Origin of the sequence: Kribbella jejuensis (assembly GCF_006715085.1) — a bacterium.
Lineage (GTDB): Bacteria > Actinomycetota > Actinomycetes > Propionibacteriales > Kribbellaceae > Kribbella > Kribbella jejuensis.
In genome coordinates this window covers 279439-297507 of the sequence record NZ_VFMM01000004.1, presented here as the reverse complement: position 1 = coordinate 297507, position 18069 = coordinate 279439, and the positions used below count along the sequence as shown (strand labels likewise).

Annotated in this window: 17 protein-coding genes; 10 read left to right on the top strand and 7 right to left on the bottom strand. The window is 68.8% G+C overall.

What is annotated here, in order from left to right; translation table 11 throughout:
- Positions 1 to 11: 11 nt before the first annotated feature.
- Positions 12 to 1199 carry a DUF418 domain-containing protein gene (locus FB475_RS34230; RefSeq protein ID WP_238332617.1) on the bottom strand — a complete coding sequence of 396 codons (1188 nt, stop codon included), beginning with the start codon at positions 1197 to 1199 and terminating at the stop codon, positions 12 to 14.
- Positions 1200 to 1364: 165 nt separating this feature from the next.
- Between FB475_RS34230 and paaA the strand changes: the two genes are divergently transcribed.
- Genes paaA through paaE form a run of 5 tightly spaced genes read left to right on the top strand, consistent with a single transcriptional unit; the run spans position 1365 to position 4864 of the window.
- A complete protein-coding gene (gene paaA / locus FB475_RS34225) occupies positions 1365 to 2288 on the top strand; it encodes a 1,2-phenylacetyl-CoA epoxidase subunit PaaA (RefSeq protein ID WP_141862292.1) in 924 nt (307 codons plus the stop codon).
- Positions 2285 to 2566, top strand: coding sequence for a 1,2-phenylacetyl-CoA epoxidase subunit PaaB (paaB, locus tag FB475_RS34220; RefSeq protein WP_141862290.1), 282 nt, complete (start codon positions 2285 to 2287; stop codon positions 2564 to 2566). The genes paaA and paaB overlap by 4 nt, the downstream gene beginning before the upstream one ends.
- On the top strand, positions 2563 to 3297 hold the full coding sequence (paaC, locus tag FB475_RS34215; protein WP_141862288.1) for a 1,2-phenylacetyl-CoA epoxidase subunit PaaC: 735 nt from the start codon (positions 2563 to 2565) through the stop codon (positions 3295 to 3297). The genes paaB and paaC overlap by 4 nt, the downstream gene beginning before the upstream one ends.
- Positions 3291 to 3779 carry a 1,2-phenylacetyl-CoA epoxidase subunit PaaD gene (gene paaD / locus FB475_RS34210; protein WP_141862286.1) on the top strand — a complete coding sequence of 163 codons (489 nt, stop codon included), beginning with the start codon at positions 3291 to 3293 and terminating at the stop codon, positions 3777 to 3779. Before paaC ends, paaD begins: the two co-directional genes overlap by 7 nt.
- The gene (gene paaE, locus FB475_RS34205; protein ID WP_141862284.1) at positions 3779 to 4864 is read left to right on the top strand and encodes a 1,2-phenylacetyl-CoA epoxidase subunit PaaE; all 1086 of its coding nucleotides are present in this window, start codon (positions 3779 to 3781) and stop codon (positions 4862 to 4864) included. The genes paaD and paaE overlap by 1 nt, the downstream gene beginning before the upstream one ends.
- Before the next feature lie 68 nt (positions 4865 to 4932).
- Here paaE and argG read toward each other — a convergent pair whose 3' ends face one another.
- Positions 4933 to 6366: an argininosuccinate synthase gene (gene argG / locus FB475_RS34200; RefSeq protein ID WP_141862282.1), complete on the bottom strand. Its 1434-nt coding sequence runs from the start codon at positions 6364 to 6366 to the stop codon at positions 4933 to 4935.
- Positions 6367 to 6486: 120 nt separating this feature from the next.
- Here argG and FB475_RS34195 point away from each other — a divergent pair, with 120 nt between their 5' ends.
- The 4 genes from FB475_RS34195 to FB475_RS34180 all read left to right on the top strand — a co-directional run bounded on the left by FB475_RS34195 (position 6487) and on the right by FB475_RS34180 (position 11161).
- Positions 6487 to 7281 carry a metal-dependent hydrolase gene (locus FB475_RS34195; RefSeq protein ID WP_238332616.1) on the top strand — a complete coding sequence of 265 codons (795 nt, stop codon included), beginning with the start codon at positions 6487 to 6489 and terminating at the stop codon, positions 7279 to 7281.
- Positions 7282 to 7478: 197 nt separating this feature from the next.
- Positions 7479 to 8405 (top strand): 4-hydroxy-tetrahydrodipicolinate synthase, encoded by a 927-nt coding sequence (dapA, locus tag FB475_RS34190; RefSeq protein WP_141862280.1) that lies wholly within the window; start codon positions 7479 to 7481, stop codon positions 8403 to 8405.
- Positions 8402 to 10096: a ribonuclease J gene (locus FB475_RS34185; protein WP_141862278.1), complete on the top strand. Its 1695-nt coding sequence runs from the start codon at positions 8402 to 8404 to the stop codon at positions 10094 to 10096. The genes dapA and FB475_RS34185 overlap by 4 nt, the downstream gene beginning before the upstream one ends.
- Positions 10097 to 10129: 33 nt before the next feature.
- Positions 10130 to 11161, top strand: coding sequence for a LacI family DNA-binding transcriptional regulator (locus tag FB475_RS34180; protein WP_141862277.1), 1032 nt, complete (start codon positions 10130 to 10132; stop codon positions 11159 to 11161).
- On the opposite strand, the gene FB475_RS34175 is transcribed toward FB475_RS34180, so the two are convergent.
- Positions 11115 to 11966: a hypothetical protein gene (locus FB475_RS34175; RefSeq protein WP_141862275.1), complete on the bottom strand. Its 852-nt coding sequence runs from the start codon at positions 11964 to 11966 to the stop codon at positions 11115 to 11117. The two genes, FB475_RS34180 and FB475_RS34175, sit on opposite strands and share 47 nt — an antisense overlap.
- Before the next feature lie 10 nt (positions 11967 to 11976).
- Positions 11977 to 13056 (bottom strand): fatty acid desaturase family protein, encoded by a 1080-nt coding sequence (locus FB475_RS34170; protein WP_141862273.1) that lies wholly within the window; start codon positions 13054 to 13056, stop codon positions 11977 to 11979.
- 211 nt (positions 13057 to 13267) lie between these two features.
- Between FB475_RS34170 and FB475_RS34165 the strand changes: the two genes are divergently transcribed.
- Complete coding sequence (locus tag FB475_RS34165; RefSeq protein ID WP_141862271.1) at positions 13268 to 14788, top strand: alkaline phosphatase D family protein; 1521 nt, start codon at positions 13268 to 13270, stop codon at positions 14786 to 14788.
- An 18-nt stretch (positions 14789 to 14806) separates the two neighbouring features.
- On the opposite strand, the gene FB475_RS34160 is transcribed toward FB475_RS34165, so the two are convergent.
- From FB475_RS34160 to FB475_RS34150, 3 genes are read right to left on the bottom strand one after another with little or no spacing between them, the layout of a single operon-like run.
- On the bottom strand, positions 14807 to 15493 hold the full coding sequence (locus tag FB475_RS34160) for a maleylpyruvate isomerase family mycothiol-dependent enzyme (protein ID WP_141862269.1): 687 nt from the start codon (positions 15491 to 15493) through the stop codon (positions 14807 to 14809).
- Positions 15490 to 16203, bottom strand: a complete 714-nt coding sequence (locus FB475_RS34155; RefSeq protein WP_238332615.1) for a mycothiol-dependent nitroreductase Rv2466c family protein — start codon at positions 16201 to 16203, stop codon at positions 15490 to 15492. The genes FB475_RS34160 and FB475_RS34155 overlap by 4 nt, the downstream gene beginning before the upstream one ends.
- Before the next feature lie 48 nt (positions 16204 to 16251).
- The gene (locus FB475_RS34150) at positions 16252 to 18036 is read right to left on the bottom strand and encodes a helix-turn-helix transcriptional regulator (protein ID WP_185759562.1); all 1785 of its coding nucleotides are present in this window, start codon (positions 18034 to 18036) and stop codon (positions 16252 to 16254) included.
- Positions 18037 to 18069: the final 33 nt, after the last annotated feature.

Sequence of the window (18069 nt, the reverse complement as noted above, 5' to 3'; positions counted from 1 at the left end):
ATCTTCCCAACTCAGTAGACGAGCCTGCGCAGCAGGGTCTCGGCTGGTCCGCGGTACGACCGCTTGCTCATCGCGTAGGCACCGAGCACCGAGACGATCCACACCCCGATCGCGACCAGCGCTGCCGTGTACGCCGTACTCCCGAACCGCAGGTCCAGCGTGAACGGGGCGAGCAGCGCCATCCACGCCACCGACTGGAACAGGTACCCCGACAGCGATCGCTGGCCGAGCGCGGAGATCGCCCGGACCGGCAGCGACTGCTTGCGGATCCGCGCCACCAGCAGACCGAACAGCGCGACGTACCCAGGTCCGCCGAACATGCCGGACACGTGGGACAGCAGGCTTGCCGAATCCACGGCGGCCTGGTCGACGTGGATCCAGCCGGCCCCGATCAGCGCGAGGGGGAGACCGCCGACGAACGTCAGGCCAAGGCAGACTGCGGCGACCCGGGTCAGCAGTGTCTTGTGGGCGGCCGGGTTCTCCAGCAGTTGTTTGCGGGCCGCCCAGATGCCGAGCCAGACGATGATGATGAACGGCAGCACGCTCGCCAGGTGCAGCGGGTACTCGTGCAGCCGGCCGACCAGGCTGCCGACGTACGACGTGGCTGCCAGCGACGGGTTCGGGGAGTTCGTGAGTGCGTGTGCGGGACCTGTGCTGCCGATGATCGAGGCGACGGCCTTGGCTGCGACGAACAAGGTCTCGAGGCCCATGAACGCCCACAGCGCCAGCACGATCCGGTGGAACTTGTCGCCGCGGTTGATCAGGACGAGCGTGCAGACGATGCCGACGACACCGTACGCACCGAGGAAGTCGCCGAAGTACAGCAGCGTCGCGTGCGCCAGGCCGAACCCGATCAGCCAGGCGTTGCGCTTGACCAGGACCCGCCGTACGGCGGACGTACTCGCCCCGGCCGACCGCTGCCGGCGGGCCAGCTGGACCAGGCCGTAGCCGAACATCACCGCGAAGACCGGGTACGCGCGGGCGTCGACGAAGGTCAGCTTGAGGAAGTTCAGGATGCGCTCGAAGCCGTGCGGCGCGCTCTCCACGCCGGGTTGGCCGGCGAACGCGAAGTTGGCGCTGTTCGCGAGGCCGATCAGCAGCAGCATCGCGCCGCGGATCAGGTCCGGCGCGAGCGCTCGCTCGCGGCCGGTGACCGGACCTCTGTGGTCGGATTTCGGTGTTGCCAGGGTGGTGGTCACGGGAGCCTCCGGGGAAACTGTTCAGCCATTGAACGGATAACTCCATCCTGGTTCCGGGCGGCCCGGCGGCCCAGTGCGGCAAACCCACTTCCCGGGGTGGGCGTAGCTCCACCTTTGTGACACCTGTTGTTGATTCTGGCAAAAAGTGTCACATATGCTGTCGGCATGGACAGCTTCCAGGCGACGATCGACGCCGACGGCCGGATCGAGCCGCGGGACGCGATGCCCGAGGGGTACCGCAAGACCCTGATCCGGCAGATCGCGCAGCACGCGCACTCCGAGATCATCGGCATGCAGCCGGAGGGCAACTGGATCAGCCGCGCGCCGTCGCTGCGCCGCAAGGCGATCCTGATGGCCAAGGTGCAGGACGAGGCCGGCCACGGGCTGTACCTGTACGCCGCCGCCGAGACCCTCGGGGTGGATCGCGCCGACCTGCTCGACCTGCTGCACAGCGGGAAGCAGAAGTACTCCAGCATCTTCAACTACCCGACGCTGACCTGGGCCGACATCGGCGCGATCGGCTGGCTGGTCGACGGCGCCGCGATCGTCAACCAGGTGCCGTTGTGCCGTTGCTCGTACGGTCCGTACGCGCGGGCGATGGTCCGGGTCTGCAAGGAGGAGTCGTTCCACCAGCGGCAGGGGTTCGAGATCCTGCACACGTTGTGCAACGGCACCGAGGCGCAGAAGGCGATGGCGCAGGACGCGCTGAACCGCTGGTGGTGGCCGTCGCTGATGATGTTCGGCCCGCCGGACTCGGCGTCCACGCATTCGGAGCAGTCGATGGCGTGGGGGATCAAGCGGCACAGCAACGACGAGTTGCGGCAGCGGTTCGTCGACATGACCGTGCCGCAGGCCGACGTCCTCGGGATCCGGGTGCCGGACGACGGGCTCGCGTACGACGCGGAGACCGGGCACTACCGGTTCACCGAGCCGGACTACGCGGAGCTGTACGAGGTTGTCAAAGGCAACGGTCCGTGCAACCAGCAGCGGCTGGCCCATCGGGTGAAGGCCCATGAGGACGGCGCCTGGGTGCGGGAGGCTGCTGCTGCCTATGCGGCCAAGCAGGCTTCGAAGGTTGGTGCGGCATGAGCGTCGAGCCGTTGTGGGAGGTGTTCGTGCGGTCGCGTCGCGGACTGTCGCATACGCACGTCGGTAGTCTGCACGCCGCCGACGCGACGATGGCGTTGCGGAACGCGCGGGACGTGTACACCCGGCGCCAGGAAGGCGTGTCGATCTGGGTGGTACGGGCGGCCGACATCACCGCGTCCTCGCCGGACGAGAAGGACGAGTTCTTCGACCCGGCCGGCGACAAGGTCTACCGGCACCCGACGTTCTACCAGGTGCCGGAGGGTGTTGAGCACCTGTGAACGACCTCTTCGTCTACGCGCTCCGGCTCGGTGACGACGCACTGATCGCCGCGCAGCGGACCGGCGAGTGGATCGCGGCTGCGCCGCAGCTCGAGGAAGACGTTGCCCTGGGCAACATCGGGCTGGACCAGCTCGGGCAGGCCCGGTCGCTGCTGCAGTACGCCGGCTCGCTGGACGGGCGCACCGAGGACGAGCTCGCGTACTTCCGGGACGAGCGCGAATTCCTCAACCTGCAGCTGTGCGAATTGCCGAACGGCGACTTCGCGTTCGCGATGGCCCGGTTGCTGTACTTCGCGACGTACCAGCATCTGCTGTACGACGAACTCCGGTCGAGTGCCGACGAGACGCTCGCCGGGGTCGCGGGGAAGGCGGTCAAGGAGGTCGCGTACCACGTCGACCACGCAACCCAGTGGGTGCTCCGGCTCGGCGACGGCACCGACGAAAGCCACCGCCGCATGCAAGCCGCTCTTGACGCTCTCTGGCCCTACACGGCCGAGATGTTCGAACCAGACCCCCTGGTGGAGCGCCTGCCCGTAGCCGTCAACCCCGCGGCGCTGCAGGACGAATGGAACCACCGAGTTCTGGGAATCATCGACGAGTCCACCTGCGAGCGACCGTCGTCCAGCTATCAGCACACCGGCGGCCGCGAAGGACGCCATACCGAACACCTCGGCTACCTGCTGGCAGAAATGCAGCACATCGCGAGATCCCATCCGGGTGCGACATGGTGACCGACACCGAGATCCTCGAGGCGGTCGGCGACGTCCCCGACCCCGAGGTACCCGTTCTCACCATCGCGGACCTGGGCATCCTCCGCGGCCTCCGGCACGAAGCTGAGCAGGTGGTGGTAACCATTACCCCCACCTACTCCGGCTGTCCCGCCATGGACCTGATCCGCCACGAGGTCGAGTTGACGCTCGACCATCTCGGTGTGACCGGCCGCGTAGAGACAGTGCTGTCACCGGCGTGGACGACAGACTGGATGACTGAAGCCGGCAAGGCCAAGCTGAAGGACTACCGCATCGCCCCACCTCCCGCCGCTCGACACCGGTCCCGGGCCAACACTCCGGTCCTCCTGCAGTTGAGCATCCGCTGCCCGTTGTGCGGCTCGCCCAACACGACAGAACTCAGCCGCTTCGGCTCCACCTCGTGCAAAGCCCTCTGGCGCTGTAACGACTGCAAAGAACCCTTCGACCACTTCAAGGCGATCTGATGACGACCATCGCCCCGAGGCGCCGCGCCACCTTCCACCACCTGAAGGTGGCCGCGATCGACGCGATCACCGACGACGCGGTCGCGATCACCTTCGCCGTCCCACCGGAGTTGACCGACGAGTACGAGTTCGCCGCCGGCCAGCACCTGACGATCCGCCGGACCGGAGATGAGGTCCGCCGCAGCTATTCGATCTGCTCGCCGGCTGGTTCCGGCGTGCTGCGGATCGGCGTCAAGCGGATCCCCGGCGGCGAGTTCTCGGCGTACGCCGCCCACGACCTCAAGGTCGGGGACGAACTCGAGGTGATGACCCCGCTCGGCCGGTTCGGTACGACGCTCGACGCCGGCAACGCCAAGCACTACGCGTTCGTCGCCGCTGGCAGCGGTATCACGCCCGTACTCTCGCTGATCGCGACGATCCTGTCGGTCGAGCCGGCCAGCCGCGTGACGCTGCTGTACGGCAACCGGACCGCGGGGTCGGTGATGTTCGCCGACGAACTCGCCGATCTGAAGGACCGGTACGCCGAGCGCTTCCACCTCGTCCACGTACTGTCCCGCGAGACGACCGAGGTGGAACTGTTCAGCGGGCGGATCGACAGCGACCGGCTGCGCCGGATGTTCGCGACGATCCTGCCGCTGGACTCGGTCGACGAGTGGTTCCTGTGCGGGCCGTACGCGATGGTCGTCGGTGCTCAGGAGCTGCTGCTGACCGAGGGCGTCGCGCGCGAACACGTCCACGCCGAACTGTTCCACGTCGGTGACGAGGCGCCGAAGGCACCGGTCGAGGAGACAGCCGCGGACGAGGATGCGGCGCAGGTGACCGTGATCCTCGACGGCCGGCGCTCGACGTTCCCGCTGGGTGAGCACTCGAAGGCGGTCCTCGACGCCACCCTCGCCGTCCGCTCCGACGCGCCGTTCGCGTGCAAAGGCGGTGTCTGCGGCACCTGCCGAGCCAAGGTCCTCGACGGCAACGTCCGCATGGACACCAACTGGGCCCTCGAACCCGACGAGATCCGCGCCGGCTACGTCCTCACCTGCCAGTCGCACCCGACCACGCCAACAGTCACGCTCGACTTCGACGCCTAGCGTGCCCAGTCGCGGGTCGCGGTCGCATCTCACGGGATGCCGTTAACCGCGGCCCACGGCTGAAGATTTCAGTCGGTGCCGGACTCCATCGCGGCGCGGTCGAGGAGTTCATCTTCCTCGGTGGCTTCGCCGCGGGAGGCGATGGCTTCGGCGCCACCCTTGGGGAGTTCGCCGATCAGGTCGGTGGACGACGCCAGCGCCGCGTTGGACGAGCCGAACATGCCGAGTCCGGCGTACTGCTCGAGCTTCGCGCGCGAGTCCGCGATGTCCAGGTTCCGCATCGTCAGCTGGCCGATCCGGTCGACCGGGCCGAACGCCGAGTCCTCGATCCGCTCCATCGACAGCTTGTCCGGGTGGTAGCTCAGCGCCGGGCCGGTGGTGTCGAGGATCGAGTAGTCCTCACCGCGCCGCAGCCGGAGCGTGACCTCGCCGGTGACCGCCGTACCGACCCAGCGCTGCAGCGACTCCCGGAGCATCAGCGACTGTGGGTCCAGCCAACGACCTTCGTACATCAGCCGGCCCAGCTTGCGGCCCTCGGTGTGGTAGCTCGCGAGCGTGTCCTCGTTGTGGATCGCGTTCACCAGCCGCTCGTACGCCGCGTGCAGCAGCGCCATCCCCGGCGCCTCGTAGATACCCCGCGACTTCGCCTCGATGACCCGGTTCTCGATCTGGTCGGACATACCGAGCCCGTGCCGGCCGCCGATCGCGTTCGCCTCCAGGACGAGGTCGACCGCGGAGCCGAACTCCTTGCCGTTGATCGTCACCGGCCGGCCCTGGACGAACCCGATCGTGACGTCCTCGGCCGGGATCTCGATCGACGGGTCCCAGTGCGCGACCCCCATGATCGGCTCGACCGTCTCCAGCCCGGTGTCGAGGTGCTCGAGCGTCTTCGCCTCGTGGGTGGCGCCCCAGATGTTCGCGTCGGTGGAGTACGCCTTCTCGGTGCTGTCCCGGTACGGCAGGCCGTGCGCGACCAGCCACTCCGACATTTCCTTCCGGCCGCCGAGCTCGTGCACGAACTGCGCGTCCAGCCACGGCTTGTAGATCCGCAGCTGCGGGTTCGCGAGCAGGCCGTACCGGTAGAAGCGCTCGATGTCGTTGCCCTTGAACGTCGACCCGTCGCCCCAGATCTGCACGTCGTCGTCGAGCATCGCCTTGACCAGTAGCGTGCCGGTCACCGCGCGGCCGATCGGGGTGGTGTTGAAGTACGTCCGCCCGCCGGACCGGATGTGGAACGCGCCGCACGCGAGCGCCGCGAGCCCTTCCTCGACCAGCGCCGCGCGGCAGTCCACCAGCCGGGTGATCTCCGCGCCGTACGCCGTCGCACGCTCGGGCACCGAGGCGATGTCGGGCTCGTCGTACTGCCCGATATCAGCCGTGTACGTGCACGGCACCGCCCCCTTGTCCCGCATCCACGCAACCGCAACCGAGGTGTCGAGACCCCCCGAGAACGCGATCCCGACCCGCTCACCGACCGGCAAAGAAGTAAGTACCTTGGACACAGGAAGAGTATGCACCGCCCTGAATGATTATGCAAAGTAAGCGACGTTCTGCGTGGCTGGTGGGGTTGATGGGACTGGTGGGGGAGGATTCACGCCGACTGGGAGGGAGTGGGGCGCCGGATGATGGGGCGGTCGCATGCGTTGTCGGGGTGGTGTGCGGGGCTGGCGGTGGCGCCGTTGGTGGGCTTGACCTCGGTGGCCGAGATGGTGCCGTTCGCCGCGGCGACGGCTGGGTATGCGTTGCTGCCGGACTTGGATCACCAGGGCGCGAGCGCCGCACGGCTGCTCGGACCGATCACGCGGTTGGTGTCAGGAGCCGTACGAGCGTTCTCGGGCGTGCTGTACCGCCTGACGAAGGGCCCGCGGGACGAGGAAGGCACGGGCAAGCATCGCCACGCCACCCACACCCTGGTGGCCGCCGTACTCCTCGGCTTCCTGGCAGCAAGCCTCGGCGACCGCGGGAAGTGGGCCGTGCTCGCCGTAGCCGTCACCGGCTTCGTGCTGGCCGCCGACGTACTCGGCGACTGGGTCGTCCTCGCGGTGCTCGCCGCGGCCGGCTGGTCCGTCACCGGCGTAGGCCCCGGCCCATCGGTAGCGGACGCCGTACAAGCAGGGCTGACCCAGATCGGCGGCTGGATCGGCGCCGCAGTAGCGGTCGGTATGTTCGTCCACTGCCTCGGCGACAGCCTCACCCGCTCCGGATGCCCCTGGCTCTGGCCACTGCCGATCCGCGGCGAGACCTGGTACGAGATCCGCCTCCCGAGGCCGCTCCGTTTCAGCACCGGCCATTGGTTCGAGCATGTGGTCATCGTGCCGATCCTCACCGTCGGCGGCGTACTGCTCCTGCCCGGGGCCGTCCAACTCCTGCAACACCTCTTCGACGCAACGACCGTCTGGCTGGCCGGTCAATCCTGAAAATTGCTACGGATTGCGATGACTGAAGCACAGAGAGTATTTACAGAAGTTTTTCCGGACTTTTTTGATGGAAGCTGTAACGACTACGGGGCGCGGCCCGATAGGACGAGTGAGCCTGGTGGCTGCCCGGACCCCCGAGCGGACAGCCACCAGGCCTACCCATTTCTTGAGGGGTCGGGAGCGGTAATCTGAGGCACATGTCCTCGCCAGCATCCACGCCCTCGCCGACATCGTCCGAGGCGCTGCCTTTCGGCCGTCTGACGACCGCGATGATCACCCCGTTCCGGCCCGACGGCTCCCTCGACCTGGACGCGGTGCAGAAGGTCGCGACGTACCTCGTCGACGGCGGCAACGACGCCCTGGTGCTGAACGGGACCACCGGCGAGGCGCCGACCACCTCGGACCAGGAGAAGGTCCAGATCATCCGGGCGGTCCGCGAGGCCGTCGGCGACCGGGCCAAGCTCGTCGCCGGGGTCGGTACCAACGACACCGCGCACACGATCGAGTGCGCCAAGCAGGCCGAGGCCGCAGGCGCGGACGGCCTGCTCGTCGTCACGCCGTACTACAACAAGCCTCCGCAGGACGGGCTGCGCGCGCACTTCACCGCGGTCGCCGACGCCACCGGCCTGCCGAACATGCTGTACGACATCCCCGGCCGCGCCGGCGTCGAGATCAAGTCCGAGACGCTGATCGCGCTCGCCGCGCACCCGCGGATCGTCGCGGTCAAGGACGCCAAGGGCGACCTGGCCGGGACCACCAAGGTGCTGGCGAACACCGATCTGTTCTACTACTGCGGTGCCGACGAGTTGAACCTCGCCTCGCTGGCGATCGGTGCGGTCGGTATCGCGAGCGTCGTGGCGCATGTCGCGAGCCGGGAGTACCGGCAGCTGATCGACGCCGTGGTGGCCGGCGATCTCGCCCAGGCACAGGACATTGATCGACGGCTGGTGCCCGCCGTCGAGACGATCATGACGAAGACCCAGGGCGCCATCATGGTGAAGGCCGCGCTGAAGCTGGCCGGCGTCATCGAGCACGCGACCCTCCGGTTGCCGCTGGTCGAGGCGACGGCCGAGCAGACGGACTGGCTCACCACCGACCTCAAACAGGCAGGACTGATTGCATGAGCCATCCCCATCCAGATCTCGACGCGCCCGGACCACTGGCTCCGGGCGCTTTGCGGGTCATCCCGCTCGGCGGCCTCGGCGAGGTCGGCCGGAATATGACCGTGTTCGAGTACGACGGCAAGTTGCTGATCGTGGACTGCGGCGTACTGTTCCCGGACGAGAACCAGCCCGGCGTGGACCTGATCCTGCCGGACTTCGAGCCGATCCGGGACCGCCTCGCCGACGTCGTCGCGGTGGTCCTGACCCACGGCCACGAGGACCACATCGGCGGGTTGCCCTACCTGCTGCGTGAGCGGGGCGACATCCCGGTGATCGGGTCGCAGCTCACGCTCGCGCTGCTCGAGGGCAAGCTGAAGGAGCACCGGCACCGCAACGTGCCGCAGCAGACCGTGGTCGAGGGCGAGAAGCTCCAGATCGGGCCGTTCGTCTGCGAGTTCGTCGCGGTCAACCACTCGATCCCGGACGCGCTCGCGGTCGCGATCAAGACCCCGGCCGGCGTCGTGCTGCACACCGGCGACTTCAAGATGGACCAGCTGCCGCTGGACAACCGGATCACCGACCTGCGCGCGTTCGCGCGGCTCGGTGAGGAGGGTGTCGACCTGTTCATGGTCGACTCGACGAACTCCGAGGTGCCCGGCTTCACCACCCACGAGCGCGACATCGCGCCGGTGCTCGACCGGGTCTTCACCAAGGCGAAGAACCAGCGCATCATCGTGGCCTGTTTCGCCTCGCACGTGCACCGCGTCCAGCAGGTGATGGACGCCGCCGTGAAGCACCGTCGCAAGGTGGCCTACGTCGGCCGCTCGATGGTCCGCAACATGGGCGTCGCCCGCGACCTCGGCTTCCTGAACGTGCCCGGCGACACGCTGATCGACATGCGTGACCTGGACAACTACCCGCCGGAGCAGGTGGTGCTGGTGTCGACCGGTTCGCAGGGCGAGCCGATGTCGGCGCTGTCCCGGATCGCCGCCAACGACCACAACGTCGTCCACCTGCAGCCGGGCGACACCGTCGTGCTGGCCTCCTCGCTGATCCCCGGCAACGAGAACTCGGTGTACCGGGTGATCAACGGGCTGATCCGGCACGGCGCGAACGTGATCCACAAGGGCAACGCGCTGGTGCACGTGTCCGGGCACGCGAGCGCGGGCGAGTTGCTGTACTGCTACAACATCGTCAAGCCGCGCAACGTGATGCCGGTGCACGGCGAAGTACGGCACCTGCACGCGAACGCGGACCTCGCGGTGCAGACCGGCGTACCGCGGGAGAACGTGGTCGTGGTCGAGGACGGCGTGGTGGTCGACCTGATCGACCGCAAGGCCGTGGTGGCCGGCAAGGTCGAGTGCGGGTACGTGTTCGTGGACGGCTCGACCGTCGGCGACATCACCGAGACCTCGCTCAAGGACCGCCGGATCCTCGGTGACGAGGGATTCATCTCGGTGATCGCGGTGATGGACTCGGTGACCGGCAAGCTGACCGCCGGACCGGAGATCCAGGCCCGCGGGTTCGCCGAGGACGACTCCGTGTTCGACGACCTGAAACCGCGGATCGAGGCCGAGATCGAGAAGGCGATCGGCGGCGGCGTCGACGACATGTTCCAGCTCCAGCAGGTGATCCGCCGGGTGGTCGGCAAGTGGGTCAGCGACACCCACCGCCGTCGCCCGATGATCATTCCCGTGGTCGTCGAAAGCTAGTACCCTCGGCGCGAGCGAACGAAGGGGCCGGCGATGAGTGTCAGCGGGGTGAACGGGACGGGCCAGCGCCGGCCCACGATGAAGGAGGTCGCCGCCCGGGCCGGGGTCGCGTTGAAGACCGTGTCCCGGGTGGTGAACGAGGAACCCAACGTCAGCCCCGAGCTGACCGCCAAGGTGCAGGCGGCGATCAAGGAGCTGAACTACACCCCGAACGAGTCGGCCCGGATGCTGCGGCGCGGCAGGACCGGCACGATCGCGGTGGTGATCCGCGACATCGGCGACCCGTTCTTCGCCTCGCTCGGCCGCGCCGTCGAGCTGTGGGCGCGGTCGTCCGGTTCGGTGGTGATGATCGGGCTGACCGACGAGGACCCCGAGCGCGAGCGGGACGTCTGCCTGGAGTTCGTTGCCCGGCGCCCCGATGCGCTGATCATGGCACCGATCGGCGAGACCCAGGAGTACCTGGCCCCACACGTCGACGCCGGGATGGCCGTGGTCACGATCGACCGGCCGGCGCACGGGATCGAGGCCGACGCCGTACTCGCGGACAACGCGGGCGGGATCGACCAGGCGATCGACCACCTGGTCCGGCAGGGGCACCGCCGGATCGCCTATCTCGGTGACGACGAACGGATCTTCACCGCCCGCGAGCGCGTGGTCGCCTACCGGGCGGCGATGGCCCGGCACCGGATCGAGGTCGACGAGGACCTCGTCCACCTGTCCGAGCCGACCACCGAGGGCATCGGCATCACGCTGTCGGCCGTCCTGGATCGCCCCGATCCGGCGACGGCGTTGCTGTCGGCAAACAACATGACCACCGCCGAGGTACTGCGTGGTCTCGCGGGCCGCCGGGACCGGGTCGCGCTGGTGTCGTTCGACGACCTGCAGCTCGGCGACCTGCTCAGCCCCGGACTGACCGCGGTCGCGCAGTCAGCGGACGTGATGGCTCGGACGGCGATCCAGCTGATGACCGAGCGCCTCCCGGAACCCCACCGCCCCGGCCGCACGGTCCGCGTCCCGGTCAAGCTGACGATCCGCGGTTCGGGAGAGATCCCTCCGCCGAGCTGACCGGCTGCTCCGGCTCCCCGAACCGTGCCAGTGCCAGGGCGCCTGCGACCGCGAGGACGAATCCGGCGATCGCCGGCACTGTGTAGCCGTGGCGTGCGTGGTCGCCGAGCAGCAGCAGCCCGACGAGCGCGGGCAGCACGGTCTCGCCGATGACCAGCATCGCGGTGGCCGTCGTGACCCCGCCGCGCTGCAGAGCCGCGGCGTAGCACAGCATCGCGAGCGCGCCGGCAGCGATGGCGGTGTAGGTGGCGGACTCGGTGAGGAGGTCCGCGGGGCGCAGGCTGGGGATGATCCGGCCCGAGACGGCGACCACCCCGAAACCGAGACCACCGATCAGGCCGAGCAGCGGTCCGTGCAGACGACGCGGTACCAGCTGGATCGATAGCCGCGCCAGGGCAAGCAAGACGACGGCAGCACCGAGTGCCCACCTGAAACCGTGACCGACAACCGGACTGCCCTCGGAGCCCGCCGACAGCCCGAGCAGGCCGAGTCCGAGGCAAACGACGCCAACCGCGAGCCACTCCGTCCGTCCGAGCCGAACACCGAGGGCACGGGCAGCGACCGCGGTCACCGCCAGGCTGGCTGCCAGCGCGGACTGAACGACGAAGAGCGGCAGCACCTGTAGTGCAGCGACTTGCATGCCGAAGCCGACCAGGTCCAGACCCATGCCCACCAGGAAACGCGGCTTGAGTACGACAGCTTCGGCGCCCGCGTCGGGTGAGCTGCCCGCGGCCGACGCCTGCAGGACAGACGCCAGGCCGTACGCAACGGCCGCCGCCAACGCCCCTGCGAGACCCCACCACATGAGCTCCAGCCTATGCCCGGAACTGCCCCATCAATGGACACTGGAACGGGTCGCGGGCTCGGAGGCCGACGTTGTTCAGGTAGTCGACGACGATTCGGTACGACGTGAACAGGCCGACCTCGGTGTACTTCACGCCGTGGAGCTCGCAGTACTCGCGGACGATCGGCTGGACCTTCCGCAGTGTCGGGCGGGGCATGCTCGGGAACAGGTGGTGCTCGATCTGGTAGTTCAGCCCGCCCATCGCGAAGTCGGTGAACACCCCGCCGCGGATGTTCCGCGACATCAGTACCTGGCGGCGGAGGAAGTCGAGCCGCAGCGTCTTCGGGACCAAGGGCATGCCCTTGTGGTTCGGCGCGAACGAGCCGCCGAGACAGATCCCGAAGATCGCGAGCTGCAGCCCGAGGAACGCCCCGGCCTTGCCGATCGGCAGCACCAGCAACAGCACGGTCAGATACCCGGCGATCCGGCTCAGCACGATGGCCGCCTCGATCCGCTCGACGGTGCTCGCGCCTCGGCGGAACAGGTGCTGGAGGCTCGCGACGTACAGGCTCAGGCCCTCCAGCGTGAGCAAGGGAAAGAACAGCCAGCCCTGGCGACCGGTCAACCAGGCCTGGAAGCCTTTTCGGCGGCCGGCCTGCTCGGGTGTGAACGCGATCACCCCGATGTCGAGGTCCGGGTCCTTGCCCAGCTGGTTCGGCGCGCCGTGGTGCCGGCTGTGCTTGGAGCGCCACCAAGCGGCGCTGATGCCGACCAGACCACCGGCGAGCAGACGCGCTGTCCAGTCGTTCCAATGGGCCGAGTCGAAGATCTGCCGGTGTGCGCTGTCGTGGCTGAGGAAGGCGACCTGCGTCAGCACCAGGGCGAAGGCACCCGCCATCAGCAGTTGGAGCCAGGAGTTGCCGAGCAGGCCGACTCCGACCCAGACGGCGGCGAACGCCGTCAGCACCAGGCCGATGCGGACGAAGTAGTACCCGCGGCGCCGCTTGAGCAGGCCGAGCTCGCGGACGGTGCGGAGAAGCTCGGTGTAGAGATGAGCGTGCCGCTCTTGCGGCCGCAGCGGATCATGATCTTCCGCGACAAGGGATGACAAGTCGAACGCCCCAATTCAGGAATGCATCGATCGATGCGCCACCAGTGCGGGGCAGCGCCACGAATGAGTGGCTGACGTTCCCAACGGAACCACGCCAGCTGCTCGTACGCAAGGCGGCCGCGGGTCGCCGTGATCGGACGGCACGGCTGAGTTGAGGCTGAGTTCGCCCGGCGGCCACCTCACCGTCATCCGTGGAGCGCACCTTCGGGTCATGAAACTGAGTCGCCGCCAACTCCTCGCCGCCACCACCGCCGCCGGTGCGTCGCTCGCCGTTCCCGGTGTGGCGTCCGCAGCGCCGAATCTTGTCCGCCGTGACCGGGCCGCGTTGCCCTCCGGGGTCGCGAGCGCCGACGTGACGCCGAACTCGGCGGTCGTGTGGGCGCGCGCCGACCGGCCGGGCCGGCTCGTCGTGCAACTGACCAGCCACGGCCGCTTCGACCGGGCGATCAGCCTGCGCGGCCCGAAGACCGACGCCGGCGACGACTTCACCGCGCGGCTCCCGCTGCGCGGCCTCCGCCCGGGCCAGCGGTACGACTACCGGCTCGGCTTCGAGGATGGAGGAGGCCGGATCGGCGAGACCCTCGACGGGTCGTTCCACACCCCCGGCCGCAACCGCGCGGTGTCGTTCGTGTTCACCGGCGACACCGCGGGCCAGGGGTACGGCATCAACCCGGACCTCGGCGGGATGATCGCGTACAAGGCGATGCACGACACCCGGCCGGACTTCTTCCTGCACTCCGGCGACAACATCTACGCCGACGGCCCGATCCAGGCCGAGCTGAAGGTTGCCGACGGCACCGTTTGGAAGAACGTGGTGACCGAGGAGGTCTCGAAGGTCGCCGAGACGCTGGCCGAGTACCGCGGCCGGTACAAGTACAACCTGCTCGACGACAACGTCCGCGCGCTGTACGCCGACGTACCGCTGGTCGCGCAGTGGGACGACCACGAGACGCTGAACAACTGGTATCCGGGGGAGATCCTCACCGACTCGCGGTACGTCGAACGCCGCGTGGACGTGCTCGCCGCGCGGGCGAAGAAGGCGTTCCTGGAGTACCTGCCGATGGAGCACGTCGCGGGCCGGGACCGGATCTACCGCAAGGTCAGCCACGGGCCGCTGCTCGACGTGTTCTGCCTCGACATGCGCACGTACCGGGGCGCGAACCCGGTGCCGTCGACGGCCGGGCCGGTCGCGATGCTCGGCGCCGAGCAGGCCGCCTGGCTGGTCCGTGAGGCGGCCGCGTCCCGGGCGACCTGGAAGGTGATCGCCAGCGACATGCCGCTCGGCCTGCTGGTACCGGACGGCGACCTGATCGAGGCCGTAGCCAACGGCCGGCCCGGCGCGCCGGGCAGTCGCGAACACGAGATCGCCTGGGTGCTGAGCCAGTTCAAGAAGCACCGCGTGCGGAACGCGATCTGGCTGACCGCGGACGTGCACTACGCGGCGGCGCACCACTACGACCCGGCGCGGGCGGCGTACACCGACTTCGACCCGTTCTGGGAGATCGTGGCCGGCCCGATCAACGCCGGGACGTTCGGCCCGAACACGCTCGACAGCACGTTCGGCCCGGAGGTCGTGTGGTCGAAGGCGGCGGACTTCCCCAGCCAGTCACCGGCAGCCGGCAACCAGTTCTTCGGGCACACCCGGATCGACCCACGCACCGGCGTCTTCACGGTGTCGCTGCGGAACCTGTTCGGCCAGGTCCTGTGGACCAAGGACATCACCCCGGCCTGAGGTCGAGGCCAGTCGGACTCACCGGCTCCGGCGCCTGCGCGGGATGCCGCCCACCGGAGCCGGTGAGGACGACGTGTTGTGCAGGACCTGTACGCCGGGGCCGTCGAGCTGCGGCAGTACGACGGTGCGCCCGGTCAGGAGCAGCAGCAACGCGAGGATCGGCCCGCGTAGCTCGGGGCCTTGGCCGACGCTCCAGGCGATGTCGGTCGCCTGCAGGTTCAGGCCGTCGTACGGGAGTTGGTTGAAGACCTTCGACAGCCTGGTGCCGCGGCAGTCCCACACCCGTTGCGCGGCGACGGCGGCAAGTTGTTGCGGGACGTGCAGCGAACGGCCGATCGGTACGGCGATGTCCTGGCCGTGCACGACGATGTCGATCAGCGTCTCCTGCGCGGTGACGCCGACGTTGTGCCGGCGCGAACCGGCCATCGCGCGGATCTCGGCGATCAGTTGCGCGGTCGGTTGCCGGCTCTTGGCGCGGGTCGAGGCGTGGATCGTCCGGTTGACACCTCCCGGGTGCTTGAGCGCGAGTTTCAGCCCGTCACCGAGGGTCAGTTGCTGCAACGTGAGGTGCGCGGCGACGTCGCGGACGGTCCAGCCGTCGCAGAGCGAGCGGTGCGACCAGTCGTCGTCGATGAGCGTTTCGAGCAGGTCGGCGGTGCGCAGGCGCTGCGCGTCGATCGCGGCCCAGAGTTCGTCGTCGTTCATGCCTCTCCCTTGATCGGACGGTAGCGCACATCGGGCGGCGTGGCCCGGGTTCGTTTGAGCTCGAAGAAGTCCGGTGCGCCGGCGAGCAGCCGTACGCCGTCGAACAGCCTGAGCGCGTCGTCGCCGCGGGGGACCGCGTTGAGCACGGGCCCGAAGAAGGCGGTCCCGTCGACGTGGATGACCGGCGTACCGCCGTCGATGCCGACCGGCCGGGTGCCTTCGTCGTGACTGCGCCGGAGCGCTTCGTCGTACTCGGTGGTGTCGGCCGCTGCTATGAGTTCGGTCGGCAGGCCGGCTTCGTGGAGCGCTGTCCCGCAGGCGTCGTGGTATTCCTCCGGCGTCGGGTAGCGCCATTCGTCGAAGATCAGCTCGCCGAACGCCGCATGCCAGGTCCGGAAGGCGTCGTGGCCGTGAGTCTCGACGATCGCGGTCGCGACCCGAGACGGGCCGACGGTTGTCGTGTACTTGCCTTCGTTGAGCAGTTCGAGGCTCATCACGTGATAGCGGACGTCGATCTCGCGGTGCTCGCTCACCTCACGGAGCCAGCACGCGGCCACCCAGGTGTACGGGCAGATCGGGTCGACGTACAGGTGCACGCCGGGCGTCGTGCGGGCGTCCTTCGTGCGCTGGTTGAAGCCGGCCCGCGGCTCGATGCCTATGCGTTCGGTGAAGTAGGTCGTGGTGACCCGCTCCCAGAGGTCGTCCGTCATGCTCCCAGCGTCGGCTCAGCCGGTGCCGCACCGCATCGTGCGAATTGCTCATTGGCTACTCATCCAGGCCGCGATCTGCGCCCGGTTGGCGAAGTCGAGCTTGGTGAGGATGTGCTGCACATGGTTCTGGGCGGTCCGCTCGGAGATCACGAGTGCGTTGGCGATCTCCCGGTTGCTCATCCCGGCGGCGACGAGCTTGGCGACCTCGTATTCGCGGTGGCTCAGCTTCGACGGCTGCAGCCGCGCGACCCAGGGCGTCATGCCGAGCGTTCGCGCGAGTGGCAGTGTCTCAGCAGCGAGAGCCTTTGCTCGTGCGCTGTGACCTGCCTGCTGGTACGCCGTGGTCAGCAGGCACGCCGACTCGACCGCAAACCCGGGCGCTCCGATCGCACGGCACAACTGTTCGGCCTCGGTCAGCTCTGCGATCGCGGCGTCCCAGTCGCCGAGTGCGGCGGCGCAGATGCCGAGGGACAGTTCGACCGGGCCGAGGAAGTTCGTCCCGCCGGCACCGCCGACGACGTACCGGCCGCGGCGGCTATCCAGTTCGGCGCGGAGTTCGCGGACGTCCTCGGTCGCGCCGACCGCGGCGGCGACCCGTGCGGCGATTGCCTCCAGCAACAATTCTGCAGCGCGCATCCGGGGCCAGGAACCGGGGCGCCCGCAGCGCTGGTACACCGTCGCGGCCTCGTCGATCCGGCCGGCGTCGGCCAGTACGAACGCACGGACGAGCCGGGCGCCGAAGTCCCAGCGAACGTCCGTCCCGAACTGCCAGGCTTCGGTCGAGAGCAGCTCCGCGGTGTGGCCACAGTGGTGACCGATGAGCATCTTGGTCGCGATCTCCGCGCCGTGGACGGCGGGGTGGCCGATTTCGCGGAAGCCGTGCAGGGCTTGGTCGAGCAGGGCCGCCGCGTGGTCGAACTCGGCGCGTGCCAGTGCGAGCGACGTACGGGTCATCAGTACATGCCAGTGACCCTGCGGTTCGTTGAGGCGTCCGGCGCAGCTGTCGATCCGGGCGATCTCGGTGGCGATCGCGGTGAGGTCACCTGTGTACCAGAGCGCGTCGACCCGCCAGAGGCGGCCGCGGAGCTCGACGTCCGCGCGGCCGGTCGACGTACCGAGCTCGATCATCCGGTCCGCGGTGGCCGCCAGCTCCTCCACGTCGTCCGGCCCGCTGGTCGCCAGCTGACGTGCGGTGAGGACCTCTGTGTCGTCGGGTGCTTCTTGCAGCGCGGCCTCGCTCGTTGCCAACGCTTCGGCCCAGCGGCCGAGGTACGTAGCCGCCTGACTCTGCCGCGCCAGCAGCCGCGCGCTCCGTTCATGTGCCAGCGCTTCGGTGCACCACTGGTGAATGTCCCCGTCCCAGGTGGACTCTCCGATGGGCTCCAGCGTCAGTGCAGCCTCAGTCAGCAGCCCGTGGTCCTGTGAGCTCCGCGCGTACGCAACAGCCGCCGTAGTGGCCGCATGCGCCGTCTTGAGCTCGCCTGTCCGCACTGCGGCCTTAGCGAGCCTCAGCCGCAACCGTGCACGTTCGCCCGGGTCCGGTGTGACAGCGACAGCGGCCGACCAGTGCTCTACGTCGTCCAGAGCAGCCGCTGCCCGGCGGCGCAGGTCTGCGCGAGCCGCGAGGGGCAGCGCGGCCTCAGCGTCCCGCCGTACCGTCTCGCTCGGGAACCAGGCCTCACCGCAGTCCGGTGCCAGGACCAGGGCGCCTTCGCGGACCAGTGCATCGACCGCGGCCAGGAACTCGTCGGAGGGCAGGCCGACGAGCTCCCGGAGTACGTCGAGACGCACCCGCTCACCCACCACCGCAGCCGCGCCCAGCAGGTCGGTCATCACGCTCGCAGTGTGACCGCCGATTGCATAAGT